The organism is uncultured Cellulomonas sp., assembly GCF_947494015.1.
Classification (GTDB): domain Bacteria; phylum Actinomycetota; class Actinomycetes; order Actinomycetales; family Cellulomonadaceae; genus Pengzhenrongella.
On sequence record NZ_CANLTL010000017.1, the window covers coordinates 1 to 21518 of the forward strand.

16 protein-coding genes are annotated in these 21518 nt (G+C 75.0%); 13 read left to right on the forward strand and 3 right to left on the reverse strand.

Annotation, left to right across the window (positions count from 1 at the left end; translation table 11 throughout):
• Positions 1–819: 819 nt before the first annotated feature.
• On the reverse strand, positions 820–2385 hold the full coding sequence (locus Q0840_RS16445) for a polysaccharide biosynthesis tyrosine autokinase (protein ID WP_298461427.1): 1566 nt from the start codon (positions 2383–2385) through the stop codon (positions 820–822).
• Positions 2386–2536: 151 nt separating this feature from the next.
• Here Q0840_RS16445 and Q0840_RS16450 point away from each other — a divergent pair, with 151 nt between their 5' ends.
• The 6 genes from Q0840_RS16450 (at position 2537) to Q0840_RS16475 (ending at position 10940) form a co-directional block, all read left to right on the forward strand.
• A complete protein-coding gene (locus Q0840_RS16450; RefSeq protein ID WP_298461430.1) occupies positions 2537–4087 on the forward strand; it encodes a sugar transferase in 1551 nt (516 codons plus the stop codon).
• Positions 4087–5007, forward strand: a complete 921-nt coding sequence (locus tag Q0840_RS16455; protein ID WP_298461433.1) for a glycosyltransferase family 2 protein — start codon at positions 4087–4089, stop codon at positions 5005–5007. Before Q0840_RS16450 ends, Q0840_RS16455 begins: the two co-directional genes overlap by 1 nt.
• A 5-nt stretch (positions 5008–5012) precedes the next feature.
• On the forward strand, positions 5013–5942 hold the full coding sequence (locus Q0840_RS16460; protein ID WP_298461436.1) for a glycosyltransferase family 2 protein: 930 nt from the start codon (positions 5013–5015) through the stop codon (positions 5940–5942).
• Positions 5939–6868 carry a glycosyltransferase family 2 protein gene (locus tag Q0840_RS16465; RefSeq protein ID WP_298461439.1) on the forward strand — a complete coding sequence of 310 codons (930 nt, stop codon included), beginning with the start codon at positions 5939–5941 and terminating at the stop codon, positions 6866–6868. Before Q0840_RS16460 ends, Q0840_RS16465 begins: the two co-directional genes overlap by 4 nt.
• Positions 6861–8045, forward strand: a complete 1185-nt coding sequence (locus Q0840_RS16470) for a glycosyltransferase (protein ID WP_298461442.1) — start codon at positions 6861–6863, stop codon at positions 8043–8045. The genes Q0840_RS16465 and Q0840_RS16470 overlap by 8 nt, the downstream gene beginning before the upstream one ends.
• Positions 8046–8138: 93 nt before the next feature.
• Positions 8139–10940 (forward strand): O-antigen ligase family protein, encoded by a 2802-nt coding sequence (locus Q0840_RS16475; RefSeq protein ID WP_298461444.1) that lies wholly within the window; start codon positions 8139–8141, stop codon positions 10938–10940.
• 629 nt (positions 10941–11569) lie between these two features.
• Here the strand turns inward: Q0840_RS16475 and Q0840_RS16480 are convergent.
• On the reverse strand, positions 11570–12679 hold the full coding sequence (locus Q0840_RS16480; RefSeq protein ID WP_298461446.1) for an acyltransferase: 1110 nt from the start codon (positions 12677–12679) through the stop codon (positions 11570–11572).
• Between the two features lie 243 nt (positions 12680–12922).
• Between Q0840_RS16480 and Q0840_RS16485 the strand changes: the two genes are divergently transcribed.
• From Q0840_RS16485 to Q0840_RS16495, 3 genes are all read left to right on the forward strand, one after another.
• A complete protein-coding gene (locus Q0840_RS16485) occupies positions 12923–14389 on the forward strand; it encodes an NCS2 family permease (RefSeq protein ID WP_298461449.1) in 1467 nt (488 codons plus the stop codon).
• 108 nt (positions 14390–14497) lie between these two features.
• On the forward strand, positions 14498–15811 hold the full coding sequence (locus Q0840_RS16490) for a UDP-glucose/GDP-mannose dehydrogenase family protein (protein WP_298461452.1): 1314 nt from the start codon (positions 14498–14500) through the stop codon (positions 15809–15811).
• Positions 15808–16440 carry a CAP domain-containing protein gene (locus Q0840_RS16495; RefSeq protein WP_298461455.1) on the forward strand — a complete coding sequence of 211 codons (633 nt, stop codon included), beginning with the start codon at positions 15808–15810 and terminating at the stop codon, positions 16438–16440. The genes Q0840_RS16490 and Q0840_RS16495 overlap by 4 nt, the downstream gene beginning before the upstream one ends.
• Here the strand turns inward: Q0840_RS16495 and Q0840_RS16500 are convergent.
• Positions 16355–17011, reverse strand: a complete 657-nt coding sequence (locus Q0840_RS16500; protein ID WP_298461458.1) for a VanZ family protein — start codon at positions 17009–17011, stop codon at positions 16355–16357. The genes Q0840_RS16495 and Q0840_RS16500 overlap by 86 nt on opposite strands.
• Positions 17012–17122: 111 nt before the next feature.
• Here Q0840_RS16500 and Q0840_RS16505 point away from each other — a divergent pair, with 111 nt between their 5' ends.
• The 4 genes from Q0840_RS16505 (at position 17123) to Q0840_RS16520 (ending at position 21513) form a co-directional block, all read left to right on the forward strand.
• On the forward strand, positions 17123–17602 hold the full coding sequence (locus Q0840_RS16505; RefSeq protein WP_298461460.1) for a MarR family winged helix-turn-helix transcriptional regulator: 480 nt from the start codon (positions 17123–17125) through the stop codon (positions 17600–17602).
• On the forward strand, positions 17599–18954 hold the full coding sequence (locus Q0840_RS16510) for an MFS transporter (protein WP_298461463.1): 1356 nt from the start codon (positions 17599–17601) through the stop codon (positions 18952–18954). The genes Q0840_RS16505 and Q0840_RS16510 overlap by 4 nt, the downstream gene beginning before the upstream one ends.
• A gap of 49 nt (positions 18955–19003) precedes the next feature.
• Positions 19004–20806, forward strand: coding sequence for a DUF4012 domain-containing protein (locus Q0840_RS16515; protein WP_298461466.1), 1803 nt, complete (start codon positions 19004–19006; stop codon positions 20804–20806).
• 119 nt (positions 20807–20925) lie between these two features.
• Positions 20926–21513, forward strand: coding sequence for an LPXTG cell wall anchor domain-containing protein (locus tag Q0840_RS16520; protein ID WP_298461469.1), 588 nt, complete (start codon positions 20926–20928; stop codon positions 21511–21513).
• Positions 21514–21518: the final 5 nt, after the last annotated feature.

The window sequence follows — 21518 nt, forward strand, 5'->3', positions numbered from 1 at the left end:
CGCCCGCCTGTGGGGGCGGGTGGCGCCTTCACCGCCCGGGCGCCCCCCCCGCGCGGGGGGGGGGCCCCCCCCCCCGGGGGGGGGGCCCCCCCCCCCGGGGGGGGCCCCCCGGCCCTGTCGTGCGTCCCCGCCCGCCCCCCGCCGCCCCCCGCGAGGGCGGCCCCCGGCCCCCGGCAGGGTCGAGTGCGACGTTCCGGACCCTTCCCGGCGTCCGAACGGTCCGGAACGTTGCACTCGGCGCCCCACGCCTGCCCAGTGCGACGTTGTGGACCCTTGCTGGTGTCTGGACGGTCCGGAACGTCGCACTCGGCGGCCTGCGCCTGTCGGGTGCGACGTAGCCGACCTTTCGCGGCTGGCGAAGGGTCCACAACGTCGCACTCGGCATCGGGTGCGCGAGCGCGCGCCGGTCGCTCCGCGGGCGGCCCGGCGGAACCCCAGAACCGCTTCCTCGGCGGCGCGTGCACGACGGCGCGGTCCGCCTCCCGCCGCCCTGCGCCGCCCTGCGCCTCCCGACGCCGTCGGGCGGTGCCCGAGGACCGCTCCCCGCCGAGTGCGACGTTGTCCACCTGTGCCGGGCCGATGAACGGTGGACAACGTCGCACTGGGCGGCGGGGGAGCGAGCGCGCCCGACGCTTTCCAGGCCGGTCTGCCCCGACGCTCTCCCGGCCCGGCCCGGCCCGGCCCGGCCCGGCCCGGCGCCGACGGCGCCCAGGACCGCAGCGGGCGCGGCGAGGGGAGCGGAGGTGTGCCGGGGACGGCAGAGGGGCCCGTGCCGTCCGGCACGGGCCCCTCTGCGGTGCTGCGGTGGTGCGGTGTCGGTCAGCCCTGGGTGGGCTCGTGGTCGGAGAGGCGACCGCCGGGCCACCGGTGGCTGCCGGCGCCCGCGAGCTCGCCGTTGGTGCTCTGGATCATCTGTGCGGCGACGTCGCCCTGGGCGCGGGACGGGAACCGCCGGGCGGGTGCGCGTCCGGACCGCTGCTGCGGCACGGACGCCGCCCGGGACCGCTTCTGCTTGCGGCTCACCGGCTCGGTCGGGGTGGAGGAGTAGTCGTAGTACGCGTACGTGTCGCCCTGCGTCCGGGCGAGCCGGTTGAGCACCACGCCGAGCACCCGGGCGCCGACCGTCTCGAGCGACCCCATGGCCTCGGCGAGCTGCTGGCGGTGCAGCTTCTCCGAGCCGACGACGACCAGCGCGCCGCCGGTGAGCTTGGCCAGGATCGCGGCGTCGGTGACCGGCAGCAGCGGCGGGGTGTCGATGAGGACGACGTCGTACTCGCTCGCGAGCTGGTCCAGCAGGTTCGCCATCGAGCGCGAGCCGAGCAGCTCGCTCGGGTTCGGCGGGATCTGACCGGACGCGAGGACGTGCAGGTTGCCGTTGCCCCAGGGCTGGACGACGTCCTCGACGGTGGCGCGGCCGATCAGGACGGTGGTCAGGCCCACCTCGCCCTCCAGGCCCATGTACTCCGCGACCGAGGGACGGCGCAGGTCGGCGTCCACCAGGACGACGCGCGAGCCGGCGTCGGCCAGCGAGATGGCGAGGTTGACGGTGGTCGTGGACTTGCCCTCGCCCGGCAGGGACGACGTCACGACGATCGTCTGCGGGCGGTCGGCGATGTCGAGGAACTGCAGGTTGGTGCGCAGGCGGCGGAAGGACTCCGCGCGGTGGCTCTGCGGGCTGGTCTGCACGATGAGCGGCTCGTCGGGGGCGTTCACGTCGTAGCCGATGGTCGCGATGACCGAGGTGTCCGTGACGTGGTGGACGTCGGACTCGGTGCGGACCTTGGTGTCGAGCACCTCGCGCAGGACGGCGAGGCCGAGTCCCGCGGCCAACCCGACGACGAGGCCGAGCGCGATGTTCAGCACCGCGTTGGGCGACGACGGCTCCGTGGGCGGGGTGGCCGTGCGGACGGTGTTGATCTCGACCGGGGAGACGGCGGAGTCGGACGGCTGCTCGAGCTCGGTGACCTGCGCGGCGAGGCTGTCGGCGATGGCGTTGGCGAGGTCGCTGGCCACCTGGGGGTCCTGGTGCGTGGTGGTGATGTTGATCAGCACCGTGTCCAGCGGGGAGCTGGACGTCACCGACTCGGCCAGCTCGTCCGGCGTCGTCGCCAGATCCAGGTGCCGGATCACCGGCACCAGCACCCGCGGGCTGGTGACGAGGTCGGTGTAGGACTTCACCTGCTTCTGCGTGAAGCTGCTGCCCTGCACGAGGTCGGACGTGCTGCCGCCGGCCGTGCGCACCGACACGAAGACCTGCGACCTGGCCTCGTAGGCCGGCGTGGCGAGCAGCGTCGCCGCCACCGCACCGCACAGGGCGAGCGCCGTGATCAACGCGACGGACACCCAGCGCTTGCGCAAGGTGACGAGGTAGTCGTGCAGTTCCATCCGGTTTCTCCTGCTTCGGGGCGGTTTCGCCGCCCGTGAACGTTTGGCGCGATATCCCTCCATTCGGCCGGGCATCGGCCGATGTGAGGGGTGCCCCGCCACCAGCGGGGGTCGGTCCCGACGGGCCCGGCAGCCTCTGCAGGGAGAAGTCATGGTGCAGACCGCCACGCCAGCGAACGTGCGTCCCGTGCGCGCCGTCGGTGCGGTCGGGACCCCGACCCCGACGCCGACGCCGCCTCCGACGCCCACCGCGCCGCCGACGCCCACCGCAGCGACCGCGCCCCCGCGACCCGTGCGCTGGTGGTCGGCCTACCTGACCCGCGTCCTGGTCACCGACGCCGTCGCCGTCTACCTCGCCGTCTTCACCGCGTACGTCGTGCGGTTCGACGCCGTGGGCACGGCGCGCGTGAGCGGCGACCTCTCGACGAGCTACCTGGTGGTCTCCGTCGTGCTCATGTGGGCGTGGCTCGCCGCGCTCGTCCTGGGCCGCACGCAGGACCGGCGCCTGGTCGGCAGCGGACCGACCGAGTACCAGCGCGTCGTCGGGGTGACCTGGCGGCTCTTCGCCGCGGTCGCCGTGGCCGCCTTCCTGCTCCGGATGGAGATCGCCCGCGGCTACCTCGCCGTGGCGCTCCCACTCGGGCTGACGCTCCTGCTCCTGGGCCGGTTCGGCTGGCGTCAGTGGCTGCACCGGCGCCGTCGCGGCGGACGGATGGCCTCCCGCGTCCTGGTCGTCGGCCACCGCGAGGAAGCCGAGGCGCTGATCCGGCAGGTGGGCCTGCGCCGAGGTGCCGGGCTCGGCGTCGCGGGCGTGTGCCTTCCCGGCCCCGCCGCCGGGCCCGACGACGACGTCCTGGGCGTCCCCGTCGTCGGCACCTTCGACGGCGCCGCCGCGATGGCGCGCACGCTGGGCGTCGACGCGGTCGCGGTCACCGGCGCCGACGCGGTCACCGCGGACACCGTGCGCCGGCTCGGCTGGGACCTGGAGGGCTCCGGCATCGACCTGGCGCTCGCCGTCTCGCTCACCGACGTCGCCGGACCGCGCGTCCTCATGCAGCCCGTCAACGGGCTGCCTCTCATCTACGTCGACGAGCCGCGGTTCTCCGGCCCGAAGTACGCGCTGAAGTCGGCGCTGGACTGGGTGCTCGCCCTCGCGATCGCCGTCGTCCTCGCCCCGGTGCTCGCGGTCATCGCGCTGCTGGTGTCGGTGACCAGCCGCGGGCCGGTCATCTACCGCCAGGAGCGGGTCGGCCGCGGCGGCCGCACGTTCGCGATGCTCAAGTTCCGGTCCATGGAGCAGGGCGCGGACCGCCGGCTCGACGAGGTGATGGGCGCGGACGTCGGCATGTTCTACAAGGCCAAGGACGACCCGCGGGTCACGCCGCTGGGCCGGGTGCTGCGCCGCTACTCCCTGGACGAGCTGCCGCAGCTGTTCAACGTGCTGCGCGGCGAGATGAGCCTGGTCGGGCCGCGGCCGCAGATCGACCGCGAGGTGGCCCAGTACGACCGCCGTGCCCACCGCCGGCTGCTGGTCAAGCCGGGACTGACCGGCCTGTGGCAGGTCTCGGGCCGGTCCGAGCTCAGCCCGGACGAGGCGATCCGGATGGACGTCTACTACGTCGAGAACTGGACGGTCTTCGGTGACCTCCTGATCCTCGCCCGAACTGCCAAGGCGATCGTCGCCGGCGAAGGAGCGTACTGATGCAGGACACCCGGATCCCCGACCTGGAGATCGTCGTCGTCGCCTACCGCGGGCTGGGCGTGCTGCGGCGGTGCCTGGACTCGCTGGCCGAGCACGTGCTGGGCGAGCACCGGGTGGTCGTGCACGTCGTCGACAACTGCAGCGGCGACGGCACCCCGGACCGCGTGGAGCAGGAGTACCCGTGGGTGCGGCTGCACCGGCGGGCCGGCAACGACGGGTTCGCCGTCGCGAACAACGCCGTCCTGCGCGACGTCACCGCCCCGTACGTCCTGGTGCTCAACCCGGACACCGAGCTGCGCGCCGGCGTCCTGCCGCACCTGCTGGACCTGCTCGGCTCGCGCCCGGACATCGGCATGGTCGGCTGCCGGCTCGAGCAGAGCGACGGCACCTTCGACCACGCCGCCAAGCGGTCGTTCCCGTCGGCGCTCCAGGCGCTGCAGTACTTCCTCGGCCGGTCGGGCAGCGCCGGCGGCTACCGCGCCCCGCACGTCCCCGAGCGCGGCCTGGACCGCGTGGACGCCGTCAACGGGGCGTTCATGCTGGTGCGGACCGCGGCGATGCGCGAGGTCGGCCTGTTCGACGAGCGCTACTGGATGTACGGCGAGGACCTGGACTGGTGCCGCCGGTTCGCCGACGCCGGCTGGCCCGTCTGGTACGACGGGCGGGTCACCGCCGTCCACCTCAAGGGTGGCGTCTCCGGCAAGCACCGCAGCCCCAAGCTGAACTGGCACTTCCACCGCAGCATGGCGATCTTCTACGCGACCTACGACGGGGGACGGAACCTCGCGGCGGACGCGGCCGTGTACGCCGGCATCGCCGCCCGCTTCGTCCTCCTCGCCGGCGTGAGCGCCGCCCACCGCCGCCGCTCCCGGCAGCGGCCCGACGCCGGCCGGCTCGTCCCCGCCGTCGCCGGACGGTGACCGGCATGACGACGCCGCTCCTCGCCGCCCCGGTCCCCGACCGCTCCACCCGTGCTGCCCGGTTCACCATGGTGACCGTGACCTACCGGTCGCACGCCGGTGCCGCGGAGTGCCTCGACGCCATGCTCGACGTCGCCCGCGAGCTCGCCGACGAGGTCGACTGGGTGTTCGTGGACAACTCCGAGGACTCCTCGGACGCCCGGTGGCTGCGCGGCCGTGCCCCCGGGGCGAACGTCCGGGTCGAGCAGTGCCCGCACAACCCGGGCTTCGCCGCCTCCAGCAACCACGGGGCGGCGACCGCCCGCACCGGCTGGGTCACGTTCGTCAACCCCGACGTCCTGGTCGACGCCGCCTCCGTGCGCAGCGTCCTGGAGGCGGTCACCAGGGACACCACCGGTGCCCGGTCGTTCGCGGTGGGCCAGGAGACCGCCGGACGGCGCCACCTGGGCATCGGCATGATGTGGGGGCTGTGGTTCGTGGACCGTGCACCGTCCGAGCGGTCCGCGCTGGTCGGCCCGAGCGGTGGCTTCGCCGTCTTCGACCGGTCCACGTTCCTGGCGGCCGGCGGGTTCGACGAGTCCCTGTTCGCCTGGGGTGAGGACGTCGACCTCGCGCTGCGCCTGCAGGCGAAGGGCGTCCCGTGCCGGCCGGTCGCCACCTTCTTCCCGCACATCGGCGGGCACAGCGTCCGCGACGACCGGTCCCTGCACGCCCGCAAGGTGTACCTGCTCGCCCGCAACCGGCAGCAGGTCGCCCTGCGGCACTTCCCGGTGGGCCGGTTGGTCCGCTTCGAGCTCATGGTGATGGCCGTGACCGTCGCCAAGTCGGTCCGGCACCTGCGCGCCGGGTCGCTGGGCGCCGCACTGCGCGGCACCGCGGTCGGTCTCGCCGTCGGGCTGCGCGAGCGCCGGACAGGGACGGGGTCCGGCCGATGACGACGACTGCCGCGACCGTCCCCGCCGCGGGGCGTCAGCACGACGACCTCGGCCGTCCCGCCGGGTGCTCGGTCGTGGTCCTGAACTGGAACTGCGCACGCGACACCGTGCGCGCCGTGCAGAGCCTGCCGCGGTCCTGGTGGCCGGGCGTCGTCGTCGTCGACAACGGGTCGGACGACTGGGCTTCGCAGCGGGCCGCCCTGCGCGACCTCCCCGGCGTGGTCGTGGTGCGGCGCGCGGCGAACGGCGGCTACGCGGCCGGGATGAACACCGGCATGCGGACGGCACGCGAGCGCGGTGACCGCGCCGTCGCCCTGGTCAACGCCGATGCCGTGCCCACCGCACGGGCGCTGCGCGCGATGTTCGAGGAGGCCGAGCGGTCCGCGGTGGTGGGCATCTCCCAGCACGTCGTCACCCGCGACGGCGTCGCGGGTGCGCAGTACGTCACCGCCGCCGTCGGGCGCCCGATGACGCCGCGACCTTTCGTCTGCCCCGGCTGCGACCGGGGCCGCCACGAGGTGCGCGTGGTGACGGGGGCGGCGATCGTCGTCGAGCTCGGCGCCATGAGCGCGCTCGGCGGCATCGACGAGTCGTTCTTCCACTACAAGGAGGAGTTCGACCTGTGCGCCCGCGCCCGCGGCGTCGGGATGGCGGTCACCCTGCTGTGCCGTGACTCGGTCGGCCACGCCCGAGGTGGCTCGCTGCCCGCGCGGTCGGCCTCCGCCTTCTACTACTCCATCCGCAACGAGTGGCTCTTCTTCCGCAAGCACCGCGGGCCGGTCGGCGCGCTGCTGTCCTGGCGGCTGCACCGCATCTGGGCCACCGTCGCCGCCGACGCCGTCGCGCGGGGCCACGCGCGGGCCGCCGCGCAGGGCCTGGTGCACGGGGCGCGTGGCGTGCACGGGCGGCGGCCCGCCGATGGCTGACGTGCTCTTCGCGAGCCACAGCGCGGAGCTGGCCGGTGCCGAGCGGAGCCTGCTCGCCCTGGTCGACGAGGCAGCCGCCCGGGGGCACGCGGTGACCGTGTGGGTGCCCGCGGACGGCCCGCTCACCGTCGCCCTGAGGAGCCGGCCGGGTCGGCCGGTGGACGTGCGGGTCGTGGCGAACCACTGGTGGATGAGCCGACGCGGCGGCGGGCTCGTCGGCGCGGTCCGGCTCGCGCAGGTCGCCTGCGACGCAGCGGCCGTGTGGTGGCGCCTGCGCAGCGCCCGGCCCGACGTCGTCGTGGTCAACTCCGCAGTGGCCCCGGCCGCCATGTACGCCGCGGCGTGGCGCGGGATCCCGGTGGTCACCGTGGTCCGGGAGTCTGTCCGGTCCAACCCCACCCTGCGCAGCCTGCTGCCGAAGGACGTGCTCGTGGGCCAGATCGCCCGCCGGTCCTCGCTCGTGGTGGCGGTCTCGGCGTACGTTGCCTCCCAGCTCGGCACGCCGAGCGTGGTCATCCACCCGCCGGTGTCCCCGCCGGTGTCCCCGCCGGCTCCCCCCGCCGTGAAGCCGACCGCGCCGGTCGGCACGTCCGCGCACCGCTCCGGCGGCCCGCAGCCGGGCGCTCTCCGCGCGGTCATCGCCGGCACCCTCGGGGGCGACAAGGGCCAGTCCGACGCGGTCGCCGCCGTGGCGGCCTGCCGCGACCGGGACGTCCCGGTGACGCTCGACGTCTTCGGCGCCGGCACGGCGCGCGAGCTCGCCGTCCTGCGGGCGCAGATCGCGGACCTGGGGGTCGAGCGGCTCGTCACCGTGCACGGCGCCGTCCCGGACATGCCGTCGCGGTGGTCCGGCTACGACGTCTCGCTGGTGACAGCGCGCAACGAGGCGTTCGGCCGGGTCACCGCCGAGTCGCTCGTCGCCGGGACGCCCGTCGTGGGGTACGCCTGCGGCGGGACGGTCGAGATCCTGCGCCCGGGGGGAGGAGTGCTGGTGGAGCCGGCCCCCGGCCGGCTCGCGGACGCGCTGTGCGCCCTGGCCGCTGACCCCGACCGGCTGCCCGCGCTGCGTGCCCAGGCCCGAGCCCGCGGGGAGCAGCTGAGCGGCGCCCGCAGCGCGCGGGACCTCGTCGACCGGATCGAGTCCGTGCGCCCCGGTCGTCGTCGTCCCCGTCGCTGACGCGTCTGCGCGCGACCCATCCCCGTTGCACCACCGACCGAAAGTGAACACCTCATGGCCTCGCGCACCTCGGTGACGCGGCGAGCACGCCCCGTGCTCGCACACCTCGCGATCCCCGCCCTCGCCGCGGCGACACCGCTGCTGGCCATCCCCGCCATCACCGCGACGTCCGGCAGCGCCGGCTGGTCGGCGGTCGCGGTCGGCATGTCGGTGGGAGGGGGAGCCGCGGTGTTCGCCGAGCTCGCCTGGGGTCTGACGGGTCCGCAGCTGGTGGCCCGCACGCCCGCCCCGCAGCGGCCGCGGCTGTACCTGCTCGCGGGCTACGCGAAGGCGCTCGTCCTCGCGCTGCTCGCCGTGCCCGCCGCGCTCGTCGCCGCGGTGCTGGCGCCCGACCACGGTGTCGCCGCCGCCGTCGCGGCCCTCTCGACGACCGCCGCGGCGCTGTCGCCCGCCTGGTACTTCCTCGGCACCGGCTCACCGCGGCACGTGCTGCTGGCGGACTCCGTGCCGCGCATGGTCGCCGTGGTGGCCGCCTCCGGTGCGCTGCTGCTCGGCGCTCCGTTGTGGGTGTCGCCGCTCGGGACGCTCGTCGCGGGTCTGGCGGCTCCGGTGCTCGGGTGGCGTCTGGTGGACCGGGTCCCCGGGACGTCGGTGCGGGTGCCGTTCGCGGCGGTGCGGGACGGCATCCGGACGCAGCGCACCGCGATGGGTGCTCGCGCCCTGAGTGCCGCCTACATCGCGCTGCCCACCGCGCTGGTCGGCGCCGTGAACCCGGCCGCGGTCGCGGGGTTCGCGGCCGTGGAGCGCCTCGCTCGGATGGCTCTCGCGGTTATGCAGAGCGTGCCCAACATGTTCCAAGGCTGGATCGGGGCAGCGAGCGGTCGGCCGCAGGAGCACCGGCGGATCCGCGTCGCCACGCTCGTCAACCTCACCGCCGGTGTCGCCGGGGGGGTCCTCTTCGCGGTCGCCGGGCCGACGGTCGCGCACGTCGTGTTCACCGGCGCGGTCTCCGTGCCGCCCGCACCGGCTGCGCTGGGCGGCGTCCTGATCACCCTCACAGCCGCCTCCCGGGCGGTCGGCGGCCTGGGTCTGGTGCGCCTGCGACGGGTCGGCTGGATCCTGGCGAGCGCGACGGTCGCGTGCGTCATGGGCATCCCCCTGGTGCTGCTGGGCGCGTCCCGGTCCGGTGCCGAGGGAGCGTTGTGGGCGCTGGTGGCCGCCGAGACCCTGGTGCTGACGGTCCAGGTGGTCGGGCTGACCGCCGGACTGCGCTCGGTGCGGGACGCCGCCCCGGCAACCAGGCACGGGTCGGGCTACGCTCGCGCGGTGCCCGACGTCGCCCCGAGCCCCCGTGCCCGGCGCCGCGTGGAGGCCTCCGTCGTCCTCGGCGCCGTGCTGGCCGCCCTGCTCGGCTGGGCCGTCGCGTCGGACCCCAAGCTCCTTGCGCTCGTCGCCGGTGCCGGCCTCGCCGCGGTGCTCGTGCGGCCGCGTGCGGGTGCCCTCGCGCTCGTGCTCGGGATGCTCTTCGTCCCGGTCACCGTCACCATCACCGTCGACGACCGATGGCCCATCAGCACGCTGACGTACCTGCTCGTCGGCGGCGCCGCCGTCGCGGCGGTCGGCCGGCTGCGGCGCTTCGTCCAGGGCGCGCCCGACTGGGGCGTCCTGCTGCCGATCCTCCCGGTCGCGGTCGCGGTCGCCGTCGCGGTGGCGGTCAGCTGGCCGGGCTTCGACGCGGTCCAGGCGCCGATCCGGACCCTCGCGCTGTACGCCCTCATCGCCTGGCACGTCGTCGCCGAGCTGCGCCGCGACCCGGGCCTGACCCACCGGGTCGTCGTGGCCGTGGTGTGGGGTGGCGTCGCGGTGAGCCTCCTGGCGCTCTACCAGCGGCTCACCGGGACGTGGCCGGTGCTGGACGCGTGGGCCAGCGCGGTCCAGTACTCCTCGCGCGCCTACGGCGGACGACCGGGCGGCACCCAGGGGCACCCCATCGTGTTCGGCGCCGTCGCGGTGACCGCGACCGCGCTGGCCCTCGCCCGGCGCCCCCGGTGGTGGCCGATCGCCGCCGGGCTCACCACTCTCGGCGTCGCCGTCTCCGGCAGCCGGAGCGCGTTCCTGGCGCTGCTGGTGGTCGCGGCCGTGCACGTCCTGGCGCGTCGCGAGCGCGGTCGCCTGGTCACCCGCGGGACCGTGGGGATCGCCGTGGTGGGAGTCGTGGCCGCCCTCGCCGCCGCGGTGGCCGCCCCGGCCGCGGCGGGCGACCTCTGGCGGTCGTTCCTGCTGCGCCTGCAGATCGGGGGCGACGTCTCGGCCGGCGCCCGGACCCTGCGGCTCCAGCTCGCCTGGGAGCAGATCACCCGCGACCCCGCGACGTTCCTGCTGGGCGCCGGCCCCGGCGCCGAGCAGCGGCTGCTGCAGTCCGCGCGCATCGGCGACGGCCAGGCGGTCACCCTGGACAACTTCTACGTCAGCGTCTGGCTCGACTACGGTCTGGCCGCCGTCCTGGCGTTGGCCGTCCCGCTCCTCGTCGCCGTCGTGCGGGGACGCGGTGCGGGCCGCCTGGTCCTCGCCGTGCTCGCCGTCGAGATGGCCTTCTTCTACGTGCTGACCTGGCCGGCAGCCATGGCGATCGGCATCCTCGGCTGGGCGCTGCTGTCGTCCCGCGGAGCCGCGGCGAGCTCGTCGACCGCCGGGCCGGCATCGCGAGGCGCGCGTGAGGCGGCCGCCGCAGGGGACGGGCAGGCGGCGGGGCGCGCTGCCGCGAGTGCCCGTCCCGACGGGCTCGCGGGTGAGGCCGTCGTCCCGTCACCACGCCGTGCCCCGGCGCGCGTCGACCGACGTGCTCGAGGCGCCGCGCGTCGCTCCGTGCGGTCAGTCGCGTCCTCCGGGCGCTGATCGACGGCGAGGTCGGCGACGACCGCGCGCACCGGGGGGACTGCCGAGGGCGCCGGCATGGTGCAGGACGCTGGCAGCGCAACCGTGATCTCGGCACCGGCGCCGAGAACGTCGGGCCGCTTCGTCGTGATCTGCGCCGAGCGGGGACCCGTCGTTCGTCCCATCGGTACGGCCATCGGTACGGCCATCGGTACGGCCGAGATCACGCCGCCTCCCCTCGACGCCCGTGTCGGCCAGGTGCCGCACGACCGACCACGGGTCGGGTCGCCCCGAGCGGTCGAACCAGCGCGCGCCGCCCGCTACCCAGGGCACGACCGCGTCGCGAGCGGATCGCTCGTCGACGTCATGGACACCGGCCTGCGATCCACGGCAGCCGCAGATCAAAAAGGGTTCGACGCCCAGCCCGGCTCCTCGCGGTCGTCCCCGCGGACGAGTCAGCGGGGCGAATGCGGGTCCGCCGTCCGTCCGTACGCACCAGCCACCGTGCGACGCGCGAGCCGGTGGGCGGATACCGGTGACACTGACGTCGCCGGCGACGACCCGGGCACCTCACGGCGGGCCGGGCGCCGCCGGGCGGTGCTGGGGCACGGCGTCGACCGTCGCGGTACGTCCGGGGCTCACGCCGCGGTTCACGGCGCCGACGCGTCCACCGGCTCGCGGGACGACGACGCTGCCGCCGCGGGCGTCGTCACGCTCCTGGCCCGGGGCTTGAGGCGCAGGGCGGGCTTCTCGACGTACCGCCAGCTGAGGCCAGCCAGGGGCACGACCACGACCAGCGTCAGGACGGTGACCAGTCCCGGGTCGCGGGTGCCGGTGAGGACGACGACGGCCTGCTGCACCGGGTAGCCGAAGAGGTACACCCCGTAGGACAGGTCGTTGCGGGTCACGCCGCCCAACGGCACCCGGCGGCATGCCAGGCCCACCGTGAGCACCACGTAGGGGAACGCCACGGCGGCCGCGGCGTCGCCCGCTGCCGTGTCCCGCAGCAGCACCAGGGCCACCAGCACCGCCACGGCGACATCGGGCCGCAGCGGCAGCCGGCGGCGCCAGGTGCGCAGCAGCGAGCCGGCGAAGAACGCTGCGCCGAGCAGCAGGATCTCGTCCACCGGGATGGCTGCTCCACCGACCGCAGGCAGCGGCACGCCGGCCGCCCGCAGCAGGCCGTGGGCGTCACCGAGCTGCGGTGAGCCGAGCACCGCGACGACGACCACCAGCGGGGGGAGCAGGGGTGAGCGCAGCAGCCGGGTCCGGGCCGCGACGACCAGGAGCCCGTAGCACAGCACCTCGACGGGGATCGTCCACAACGAGGCGTTGAGGTCCGCGCGGGGGTTGGCGACGAACAGGCCCGGGGGCTCGGGGGTCGGGGCGAACACCAGCGTCGTCAGCGGCGGGTAGAGGTACGTCGCGGCACTCGACAGGTAGCGGCCGAGCGGCACGGTCGTCAGCAGCGGACCCAGCACCCAGGCGGTGACGGCCGCTGCGACCGCCAGCCCGGGCACGATGCGCAGTGCCCGTTTCGCTGCGTAGCGACGGACCGACGGGTCGTGCTCCCAGCTCGTCGTGATGAGGTAGCCGCTGATCCCGAAGAAGACCAGCACACCGAGGTAGCCCCACGTCGTGCCGAGCGGGTTGAACCACGGTGCGGGCTCCGCGCTGCCGGCGACCGCGAAGGAGTGGGACACGACCACAGCAACGGCCGCGGCCAGGCGCAGGGCGTGGAGGTTGTTGTCGTGCGACATCGATGCTCCTCAGGGGACCGCTCGCCGACCTGCCGACGGGACGTGGGACCGGCCCGCGGGCGCAGGACGGCCGGCTGCGGCACGACCGCGGACGGCGGGCACCTCGGCCCTATCGACGCGTGCGGTCGGTACCTGAGCGGTCGGATCGTCCTGCTCGCCGGATTCGTCCCGGCCCCGTGTCCGCCGGCGGGCATCCCCGGACACCCCCGCCACCCACCCCGCCCCCTCTGCCACCATGCCCCCATGGCGACCTCCACCCCCACGCGACCGGCACCCGCGACCGGCGCCGTCGACCGCTTCTTCAAGATCACCGAGCGCGGCTCGACCGTCGGCGCGGAGGTCCGCGGCGGCCTGGTGACGTTCTTCGCGATGAGCTACATCGTCGTGCTGAACCCGCTGATCATCGGGACCATCCCGGACGGCACCGGGCAGTATCTGGGCGGTGGCACCGAGCCGAACCTCGGCATGGTGGCGGCGACGACCGCGCTGGTCGCGGGCGTCATGACGATCCTCATGGGCGTGGTCGCGAACTTCCCGCTCGCGCTCGCGGCGGGCCTGGGCCTGAACGCCGTCGTCGCGTTCTCCATCGCCAGCCTGCCGGACGTCACCTGGGCCGATGCGATGGGCCTGGTGGTCCTCGAGGGCCTGATCATCCTGCTGCTGGTGCTGACCGGGTTCCGCGAGGCGGTGTTCCGTGCGGTCCCCGTCCAGCTCAAGACGGCGATCAGCGTGGGCATCGGCCTGTTCATCGCCCTCATCGGCCTGGTCGACGCCGGCTTCGTCACCCCGGGCGCCGGCACGCCGCTGCAGCTGGGCGCGGGCGGGTCGCTCGTGGGCTGGCCGATCGTGGTGTTCGTCGTCGGACTGCTGCTGATGATCGTCCTCATGACCCGCCGGGTGCGCGGGGCCATCCTCATCTCGATCGTCACCGCGACCCTGCTCGCCGTCGCGCTCGAGGCGGTCGTCGGCATCGGTGGCCGGACCGAGGAGAACCCGAACGGCTGGAGCCTGGACGTCCCCGCCATCCCCGACCAGCTGGTCGCCGCGCCGGACTTCTCCCTGCTCGGCCAGTTCTCGCTGTTCGGGTCGGTGGAGAAGATCGGCCTCGTCGCGGTCGTGCTGCTCGTCTTCTCGATCATGCTGGCCGACTTCTTCGACACGATGGGCACGATGGTCGCGATCGGCGCCGAGGCGGACCTGCTCGACGACAACGGCACCCCGCCGCGCACCCGGCAGATCCTCGTCGTCGACTCCCTGGCGGCCGCCGCGGGCGGCGCGGGCAGCGTCTCGTCCAACACGAGCTACATCGAGTCCGCGACCGGCGTCGGCGACGGCGCCCGCACGGGCCTGGCCTCGGTGGTCACCGGGATCGCCTTCCTGCTGGCGACGTTCTTGTCCCCGCTGGTCGCGATGGTCCCGTACGAGGCGGCCACCCCGGCCCTGGTCATCGTCGGCTTCCTCATGATGATGCAGGTCGCCGGCATCACCTGGTCCAGCTACGAGATCGCCATCCCGGCGTTCCTGACGATCATCCTCATGCCGTTCACCTACTCGATCACCACCGGCATCGGGGCGGGGTTCATCGCCTTCGTCGTGCTCAAGGTCGCCGTCGGCAAGGTGCGCGAGGTGCACCCGCTGATGTGGCTCTCGGCGGCCCTGTTCGTCGTCTACTTCGCGCTCGAGCCGATCCGGACGCTGCTCGGCGCCTGACCGGGCGCGTGACCGCCCCGGTGAGCCGGGGGAGTGACCCCGGACCGCTCACCACCCGCCCCGCCCTAGACTCGGGGCGCCTTCAACCGCCACACGTGGGGACAACACATGCGCATCTCGGTCATCGGCTGCGGCTACCTGGGCGCGGTCCACGCGGCCGCCATGGCTCAGCTCGGCCACGAGGTCGTCGGCGTGGACGTCGACGCCGCCAAGGTGGAGGCGCTGTCGCAGGCGCGTGCGCCGTTCTTCGAGCCGGGCCTGCCCGAGCTCCTCGCAGACACCGCCGCCAGCGGGCGGCTGCGGTTCACCACCGACATGAGCGAGATCGCCGGGGCGCAGGTGCACTTCATCTGCGTCGGCACCCCGCAGAAGCGCGGCGAGTTCGGCGCTGACCTGAAGTACGTCGACGCCGCATTCGAGGCGGCGCTGCCCTTCCTCGGGGCCGACGACGTCGTCGTGGGCAAGTCGACCGTGCCCGTGGGCACCGCCGAGCGGCTCGCCGAGCGCCTGGCCGAGTCGGGCTCCACGGCGACCCTGGTGTGGAACCCCGAGTTCCTGCGCGAGGGCTTCGCCGTCAAGGACACCCTGCACCCCGACCGGCTGGTCTACGGCGTCCCGTCCGGCGAGGCCGGCGACCACGCCAAGGCCGCCCTGGACGAGGTCTACGCGACGCCGCTGTCCGAGGGCATCCCGCTCATCGTCACCGACTACGCCACGGCGCAGCTGGTCAAGGTCGCCGCGAACTCGTTCCTGGCGACCAAGATCTCGTTCATCAACGCGATGGCCGAGCTGTGCGAGGCCACCGGCGCCGACGTGACCAGCCTGGCCGACGCGATCGGGCACGACGCGCGCATCGGACGCCGCTTCCTCAACGCCGGCCTCGGCTTCGGCGGCGGCTGCCTGCCCAAGGACATCCGCGCGTTCATGGCCCGCGCCGGCGAGCTGGGCGTCGACCAGGCGCTGTCCTTCCTGCGCGAGGTGGACTCGATCAACATGCGCCGCCGGGTCCGCACGGTCGACCTGGCCCGCGAGGTCTGCGACGGGTCGATCGTCGGACGCCGGGTCGCCGTGCTGGGTGCCTCCTTCAAGCCCGACAGCGACGACGTCCGCGACTCCCCGGCGCTGTCGGTCGCCGCGCAGATGCAGCTCCAGGGTGCCCGCGTCGTGGTCACCGACCCCGAGGCGATCGACAACGCGCGCGCCAAGTGGCCGGACCTCGCCTTCGCCGAGACCGCCGAGGAGGCCGCGACCGGCGCCGACGTCGTGCTGCTCGCGACCGAGTGGGCCGAGTACCGCAACCTCGACCCGGAGAAGCTGGCGACCGTCGTGCGCTCGCGCAACATCGTCGACGGCCGCAACGTGCTGGACCCGGCCGCCTGGCGCGCCGCCGGGTGGACGTACCGGGCGCTCGGTCGCCCTTGATCCCCGCCACGCGCCGACGGGGCCGCCGTCCGACGACGGCGGCCCCGTCGCGCTTCGCGCCGCGGGCCCTCGGCCTGGTCGTGCTCGCCCTGCTCGCGGCCCCCGCCTGCACGACGACGTCCCCGGCCCCCGCCGGCACGACCGGCACGACCAGCACGACGGACCCGGGCGCCGACGTCGCCACGCCCACGAGCACACCCACCGGCGGCGCCACGGGTGGCGCACCCGACCCGGCGTCCCCGGGCGACGTGGGCACCGACGACCCCCAGGCCTACGCCGACGCGCTGTTCGCCGGGACCAACCGGGTCCGCGCCGACGAGGGGCTGCCCGCCCTGACGTCGTCGGCCTGCGCGCTGGAGGCGGCGACCGGCCGGGCGCAGGCCCTCGTCGGGGACCCCGGGCTCGAGCACGCGCCGATGGACCCGGTGCTCGCGGCGTGCGCCCCGGCGACCCGCGCCGCGGAGAACCTCAGCCGGGCGAGCGCCTCCGCCGGTGCGGTGGTCGACGCGTGGATGGACTCGCCCGGTCACCGGGCGAACCTGCTCAGCGCGGAGGTGACGGAGCTCGGCGTGGCGTGCGTGCCGGACGGCGGCCCGCTGGTGTGCTCGCAGATCTTCCTCGGCCCCTGACGCGCCCCTCGGTCCGGCCCGCGCGGCGGGCGACCAGCAGCGCGACGCCGACGCCCAGGACTGCGCCGCCGGTGTTCGCGGCGACGTCCGTCCAGGTCGCGGTGCGGTCGGGCAGCAGCACGTGCTGGGCGAGCTCGGCCGCGCCCGACGCCGCCGCCGGACCCAGGATCCCCCACCACCAGCGACGCGGGTCCAGCCCGACCATCAGCACGCCGAACGGCACGAACATCGCCACGTTGGCGCTCTTCTCGAGCACGTTGTAGTCGAACCAGTCGGGGACGCCCAGGCCGTACAGGTAGGCGAACAGCTCGGACAGCGGAGCGCGGGCGTTCGCGTCCACGGGGGTCGGCCAGCCGACGACGAGCGCCACCAGCACGGTGTAGACGGCCAGCGCCAGCACCCACGGCAGCCGGCGCCGTCGTCGGCCGGGGGAGGGCGCCGGCGAGGGCCCGGACGCCCCCGACGTCGGGCTGGCGCCCGGCGGGGTGACGGCGGGGCGGCCCCCGGGCCGCGCGGCCGGCGGGGTGGAGACCGGCGCGCCGGGCGGGCGGGTCGGCGGGGCGGGGGTCACCGCACGAGGGTACGGGGCGGCGTCGACCACGGCAGCCGGGTGCGGTGCGTCACGGCGCACCGTCACCCGTTCGGGAGGTCATTACCCAAGGTAATGACCTAGACTAACGACATGCCCACCGCGACCCGACCCGACCCGGCCACGCCGACGTCGTCCCCGACCGCCGCGCAGTGCCGGCCCACCACGCTCGCCGGCGAGCTGCGGGTCGCGCTGGTCCGCACGAACCGCCGGATGCGCCTGGAGCGCAGCAGCGAGGAGATCACCGACGGGCAGTACTCGGTGCTGGCGGCCCTGTCCAAGCAGGGCGCGATGACCCCCGGTGAGCTGGCCGAGCGCGAGCACGTCCAGCCGCCGTCGATGACCCGCACCGTGGCGCGGCTCGTCGAGGTGGGCCTGGTGTCCCGCTCCGAGCACCCCACCGACGGCCGCCAGGTGCTCGTCACCATCACGCCGGCGGGCGACCAGGAGGTCCGCGAGACCCGACGTCGCCGGGACGCGTGGCTCGCCCAGCAGCTGGCCGGCCTGGCCCCCGCCGAGCGGGCCACCCTCGCCCAGGCCACCGAGATCCTGCGGAGGATCGCCACCGCATGAGTCCCACCTTCACCTCGCTGCAGTACTTCAACTACCGGCTGTGGTTCGCCGGCGCGCTGGTCGCCAACATCGGCACCTGGATGCAGCGGGTCGCGCAGGACTGGCTGGTGCTGACCCACCTGACCGACGAGTCCGGCGTCGCGGTCGGCGTCGTGACCGCGCTGCAGTTCGCGCCCGTGCTGTTCCTGTCCGTGCCCGCCGGCGTGCTCGCCGACCGGATGGACCGCCGCCTCCTGCTCGTCATCACCCAGGCGGCGCAGGCGGTGCTGGCCCTCGGGCTGGGCGTGCTCGTGCTCAGCGACCAGGCCGAGCTGTGGCACGTGTACGTGTTCGCCGGGCTGCTCGGTGCGGTGACCGCGATCGACGGACCGGTGCGGCAGACCTTCGTCGCGGAGATGGTGCCGGCGGACAAGCTGTCCAACGCGGTCGGGCTCAACAGCGCGTCCTTCAACGCCGCCCGCCTGATCGGCCCGGGCGTGGCCGGGCTGGCCATCGCCGCGCTCGGCATCGGCTGGGTGTTCGTGGCCAACGGGGTGTCGTTCGTCGCGACGATCGTCGCGCTGACCCGGATGCGGTCGCGCGAGCTGCACCCGATGCCGCACGCCAAGCGGCACGAGAAGGGCCAGATCCGGGCCGGCTGGGCCTACGTGCGCGGCCGCAGCGACATCGTCGTCATCATGGTCGTGGTCGGCGTGGTGTCCACCTTCGGGCTGAACTTCCAGCTGACCAGCGCGCTGATGGCGCGCACCGAGTTCGGCAAGGGGGCCAGCGAGTACGGGGTCCTCGGGTCCGTGCTGGCGATCGGCTCGCTCACGGGGGCGCTGCTGGCCGCCCGCCGGGAGCGGCCCCGGGTCCGGCTGGTGATCGGCTCCGCGATGGCGTTCGGCCTCACCAGCGGCGTGATGGCGCTCATGCCGACCTACCTGACCTACGCGATCGCCTGCGTGCCGGTCGGCCTGGCGTCGCTGACGATGATGACCGCCGCCAACTCCACCATCCAGATGAGCACCGACCCGGCCATGCGTGGGCGGGTGATGGCGATCTACATGATGGTGTTCCTCGGTGCGACGCCGATCGGCTCGCCCATCGTCGGCTGGGTCGGTGAGCAGTTCGGCGCCCGCTGGGCCATCGGCATCGGCGCGATCAGCTCGCTGCTCGTCGCGTCCGGTGCAGCGGTCTGGGCGATCCGGAACTGGCACCTGGAGGTCCGCTACCGGGTGCTGCACCGCCCGCACCTGCAGGTCACCTACCCCGACGTGCCGGTCCGCGAGCAGCCGGAGAGCGAGGCCCGCTCCGCCGCGGAACGTGAGCTGCGCGCCCAGCAGGCGCGCGACGCCTCCAGCGCCGCCTAGGCCCTGCCGGCCCCTGGGCGGCCCGGCCGGGTGTGCGACCCTCGTCCGCGTGGAGAACTGGGTGGACACCATGGCGGAGCCGGCGGGCGAGGCGCCGCGCCGGCGGTCGCGACGGCCGGTGCTCGTGGCCGCCCTGGTCGTCCTCGCCCTGCTCGTCGTGGTCACGGGCTGGCTGGCGTTCCGGGGCCTGCAGGCCGCGACCTCGCTGCGGTCCGTGGCCGACGGCGCCCGGGAGATCCAGGCGGACGTGCGCGCCGGGCGGACCGACGGCCTGGCGGAGTCGGTGGCCGCGATCCGGGCCGACGCCGCCCGGGCCGGGCGGGCGACGTCCGACCCGGTGTGGTCCCTCGCCGAGGTGCTGCCCGTCGTGGGGGGCGACGCGACCGCGGTCCGGGTCGTGGCGCAGGGCCTCGACGACCTGGCCACGCACGCCCTGACGCCGCTCGCCGACGTCGCCGAGGGCCTCGACCCGGCCGCGCTGCGCCCGGTGGACGGCCGGATCGACCTGGCCCCGCTCAGCGCGGCGGCACCCGCGCTGGTGACGGCGTCGCGGGTCGCCGACCGCGTGCAGGGCGACGTCGCCGACCTCGACCCGGCCGCGCTGCACGGACCGCTGGTCGACCCGGTCACCGAGCTGCAGGACGGGCTCACCGCCGCGGCCGACGCGCTGGGCACGGCGGCGCGGGTCGCCTCGCTGCTGCCGCCGATGCTCGGCGCCGACGGGCCGCGCGAGTACCTGGTGCTGTTCCTCAACTCCGCCGAGCTGCGTGCCCAGGGCGGCATCGTCGGCGCGCTGGCCCTGGTCACCGCCGACGACGGCGCCCTGGCGCTCACCGACCAGCTCCCCGGCAGCGAGGTGCCGCGGTTCTCCGATCCCGTGCTGCCGCTCACCGACGCCGAGCTCGCGATCATGGGCGAGGACCTGGGCCGCTTCGTCCCGAACACCGTCATGGTCCCCGACAGCCCCCGCGCGGCGCAGATCGCCGCCGAGATGTACCGCCGGGCCAGCGGCCGCACCGTGGACGGCGTCGTCCTGGTCGACCCCGTCGCGCTGTCCTACGTGCTCGGCGCGACCGGGGACGTGCACCACCCGGACGGCCAGACGCTCACCGCCGCGACGCTGGTGCAGACCCTGCTGCTGGACGCCTACGTCCGCGAGACCGAGGAGGCCGACTCCGACGCGTTCTTCGCCGACGCCGCCGGGGCCACGTTCCGGGCGCTCGCGGAGGGCGCCGGCGACCCGGCGCAGCTCGTGGACGCGCTGCGGCGCTCGAGCGACGAGCACCGCCTGTCGGTGTGGTCCGCCGACCCGGGCGAGCAGGCACTCATCCAGGGCAGCGCCGTCGACGGGGCGTTCCTCACCGGCGGGCACGACGACGCCGTCGGCGTCTTCCTCGACAACGCCTCGGGGTGGAAGACCGACACGTTCCTGCGCAGCTCGGTGACCGTCGAGGACGCCCGCTGCACGGACGGCCGGCTCGTGATGGACGTCGTCGTCGACCTCGCCTCCACCGTCCCGGCGGACCCGGGCGACCTGCCGCGGTACGTGGTCGGCGACGGCAGCACCGGCGTGGCGGTGGGGGACATCCGGCAGCGGGTGTCCGTCTACTCCCCGGTCGGCGGGACGGTCGCCCAGATCCGGCGCGGCGAGTCGTTCCTCGGTGCGGCCGGCACCACCATGGCGGGCCGCGACGTGCGCGTCCTGACCGAGACGCTGGCCCCGGGCGAGAGCGTGACCCTGCGGCTCACCGTGACCGCCCCGGCGCCGGGTCCGCAGGTCGCGGTGTGGAGCACCCCCACCACGACCCAGCCCGGTCTGGCGAGCGCTCCCACCGGGTGCGGCGCAGACTGAGTGGTGGCACGCGCCGTGGTGGTGCGCAGGCTTTCACCCGGCTGCCGCACGCACCGGGAGCCCCGACATGCCACACTCGGTCCTACTTGTCCGAGTTTTCTGCTGTGCTGGGGGTCCTGATGCGCCGCGCATTCTCCGTCGTTGCTGCCACGATGTTCGCCGTCGGCGGCCTTGCGGGTACCTCCGCGACCGCTGCCGAGCTCCCGCTGTGCGAGGAGGGGGACGGTTACGTCCCGGGCGAGACCTGCGAGTCCGTCGTCCTCGCCGAGCTGGACTGCCCGGACGGCGTCGCCACGATCGACTACGACATCGCGGGGACCGGCGACGAGGACGGCCTCGTCGACGTGACCTGGACCGGCCTGCCCGGTGGCGACGTCACCGTCACCGGCCAGCCGCTGACCGGCACGCTCACCTGGCCCACCGGCGTCACGGCCGACGCGACGATCGTCTTCGGCACCACGCCGCCCACCGCGCTGCTGGCCGAGTACCCGTGCGACGACGACTCGGGCGTCGCCGCCGGTGGCGAGACGCCGACCAGCCGCTCCACCACCCGGACCGCCGTCGCGGCCCGCTCGGAGTCCGGCGTCCTGGCCCAGACCGGCGCGACCGGCCTGCCCATCGCCCTGGGTGGCGGTGCGCTGATCGTCGGCGGTGCCGCCGCCGTCATCCTCGCCCGCCGCAGCCGCCAGGCCGGCGCCGCCGAGTGACCCCC

Bases quoted from the DNA above. Each gene is read 5' to 3' on its own strand.
- Q0840_RS16445 (WP_298461427.1), bottom strand. From the start codon at position 2,385: ATGGAACTGCACGACTACCTCGTCACCTTGCGCAAGCGCTGGGTGTCC.
- Q0840_RS16450 (WP_298461430.1), top strand. From the start codon at position 2,537: ATGGTGCAGACCGCCACGCCAGCGAACGTGCGTCCCGTGCGCGCCGTC.
- Q0840_RS16455 (WP_298461433.1), top strand. From the start codon at position 4,087: ATGCAGGACACCCGGATCCCCGACCTGGAGATCGTCGTCGTCGCCTAC.
- Q0840_RS16460 (WP_298461436.1), top strand. From the start codon at position 5,013: ATGACGACGCCGCTCCTCGCCGCCCCGGTCCCCGACCGCTCCACCCGT.
- Q0840_RS16465 (WP_298461439.1), top strand. From the start codon at position 5,939: ATGACGACGACTGCCGCGACCGTCCCCGCCGCGGGGCGTCAGCACGAC.
- Q0840_RS16470 (WP_298461442.1), top strand. From the start codon at position 6,861: ATGGCTGACGTGCTCTTCGCGAGCCACAGCGCGGAGCTGGCCGGTGCC.
- Q0840_RS16480 (WP_298461446.1), bottom strand. From the start codon at position 12,679: ATGTCGCACGACAACAACCTCCACGCCCTGCGCCTGGCCGCGGCCGTT.
- Q0840_RS16485 (WP_298461449.1), top strand. From the start codon at position 12,923: ATGGCGACCTCCACCCCCACGCGACCGGCACCCGCGACCGGCGCCGTC.
- Q0840_RS16490 (WP_298461452.1), top strand. From the start codon at position 14,498: ATGCGCATCTCGGTCATCGGCTGCGGCTACCTGGGCGCGGTCCACGCG.
- Q0840_RS16505 (WP_298461460.1), top strand. From the start codon at position 17,123: ATGCCCACCGCGACCCGACCCGACCCGGCCACGCCGACGTCGTCCCCG.
- Q0840_RS16510 (WP_298461463.1), top strand. From the start codon at position 17,599: ATGAGTCCCACCTTCACCTCGCTGCAGTACTTCAACTACCGGCTGTGG.
- Q0840_RS16520 (WP_298461469.1), top strand. From the start codon at position 20,926: ATGCGCCGCGCATTCTCCGTCGTTGCTGCCACGATGTTCGCCGTCGGC.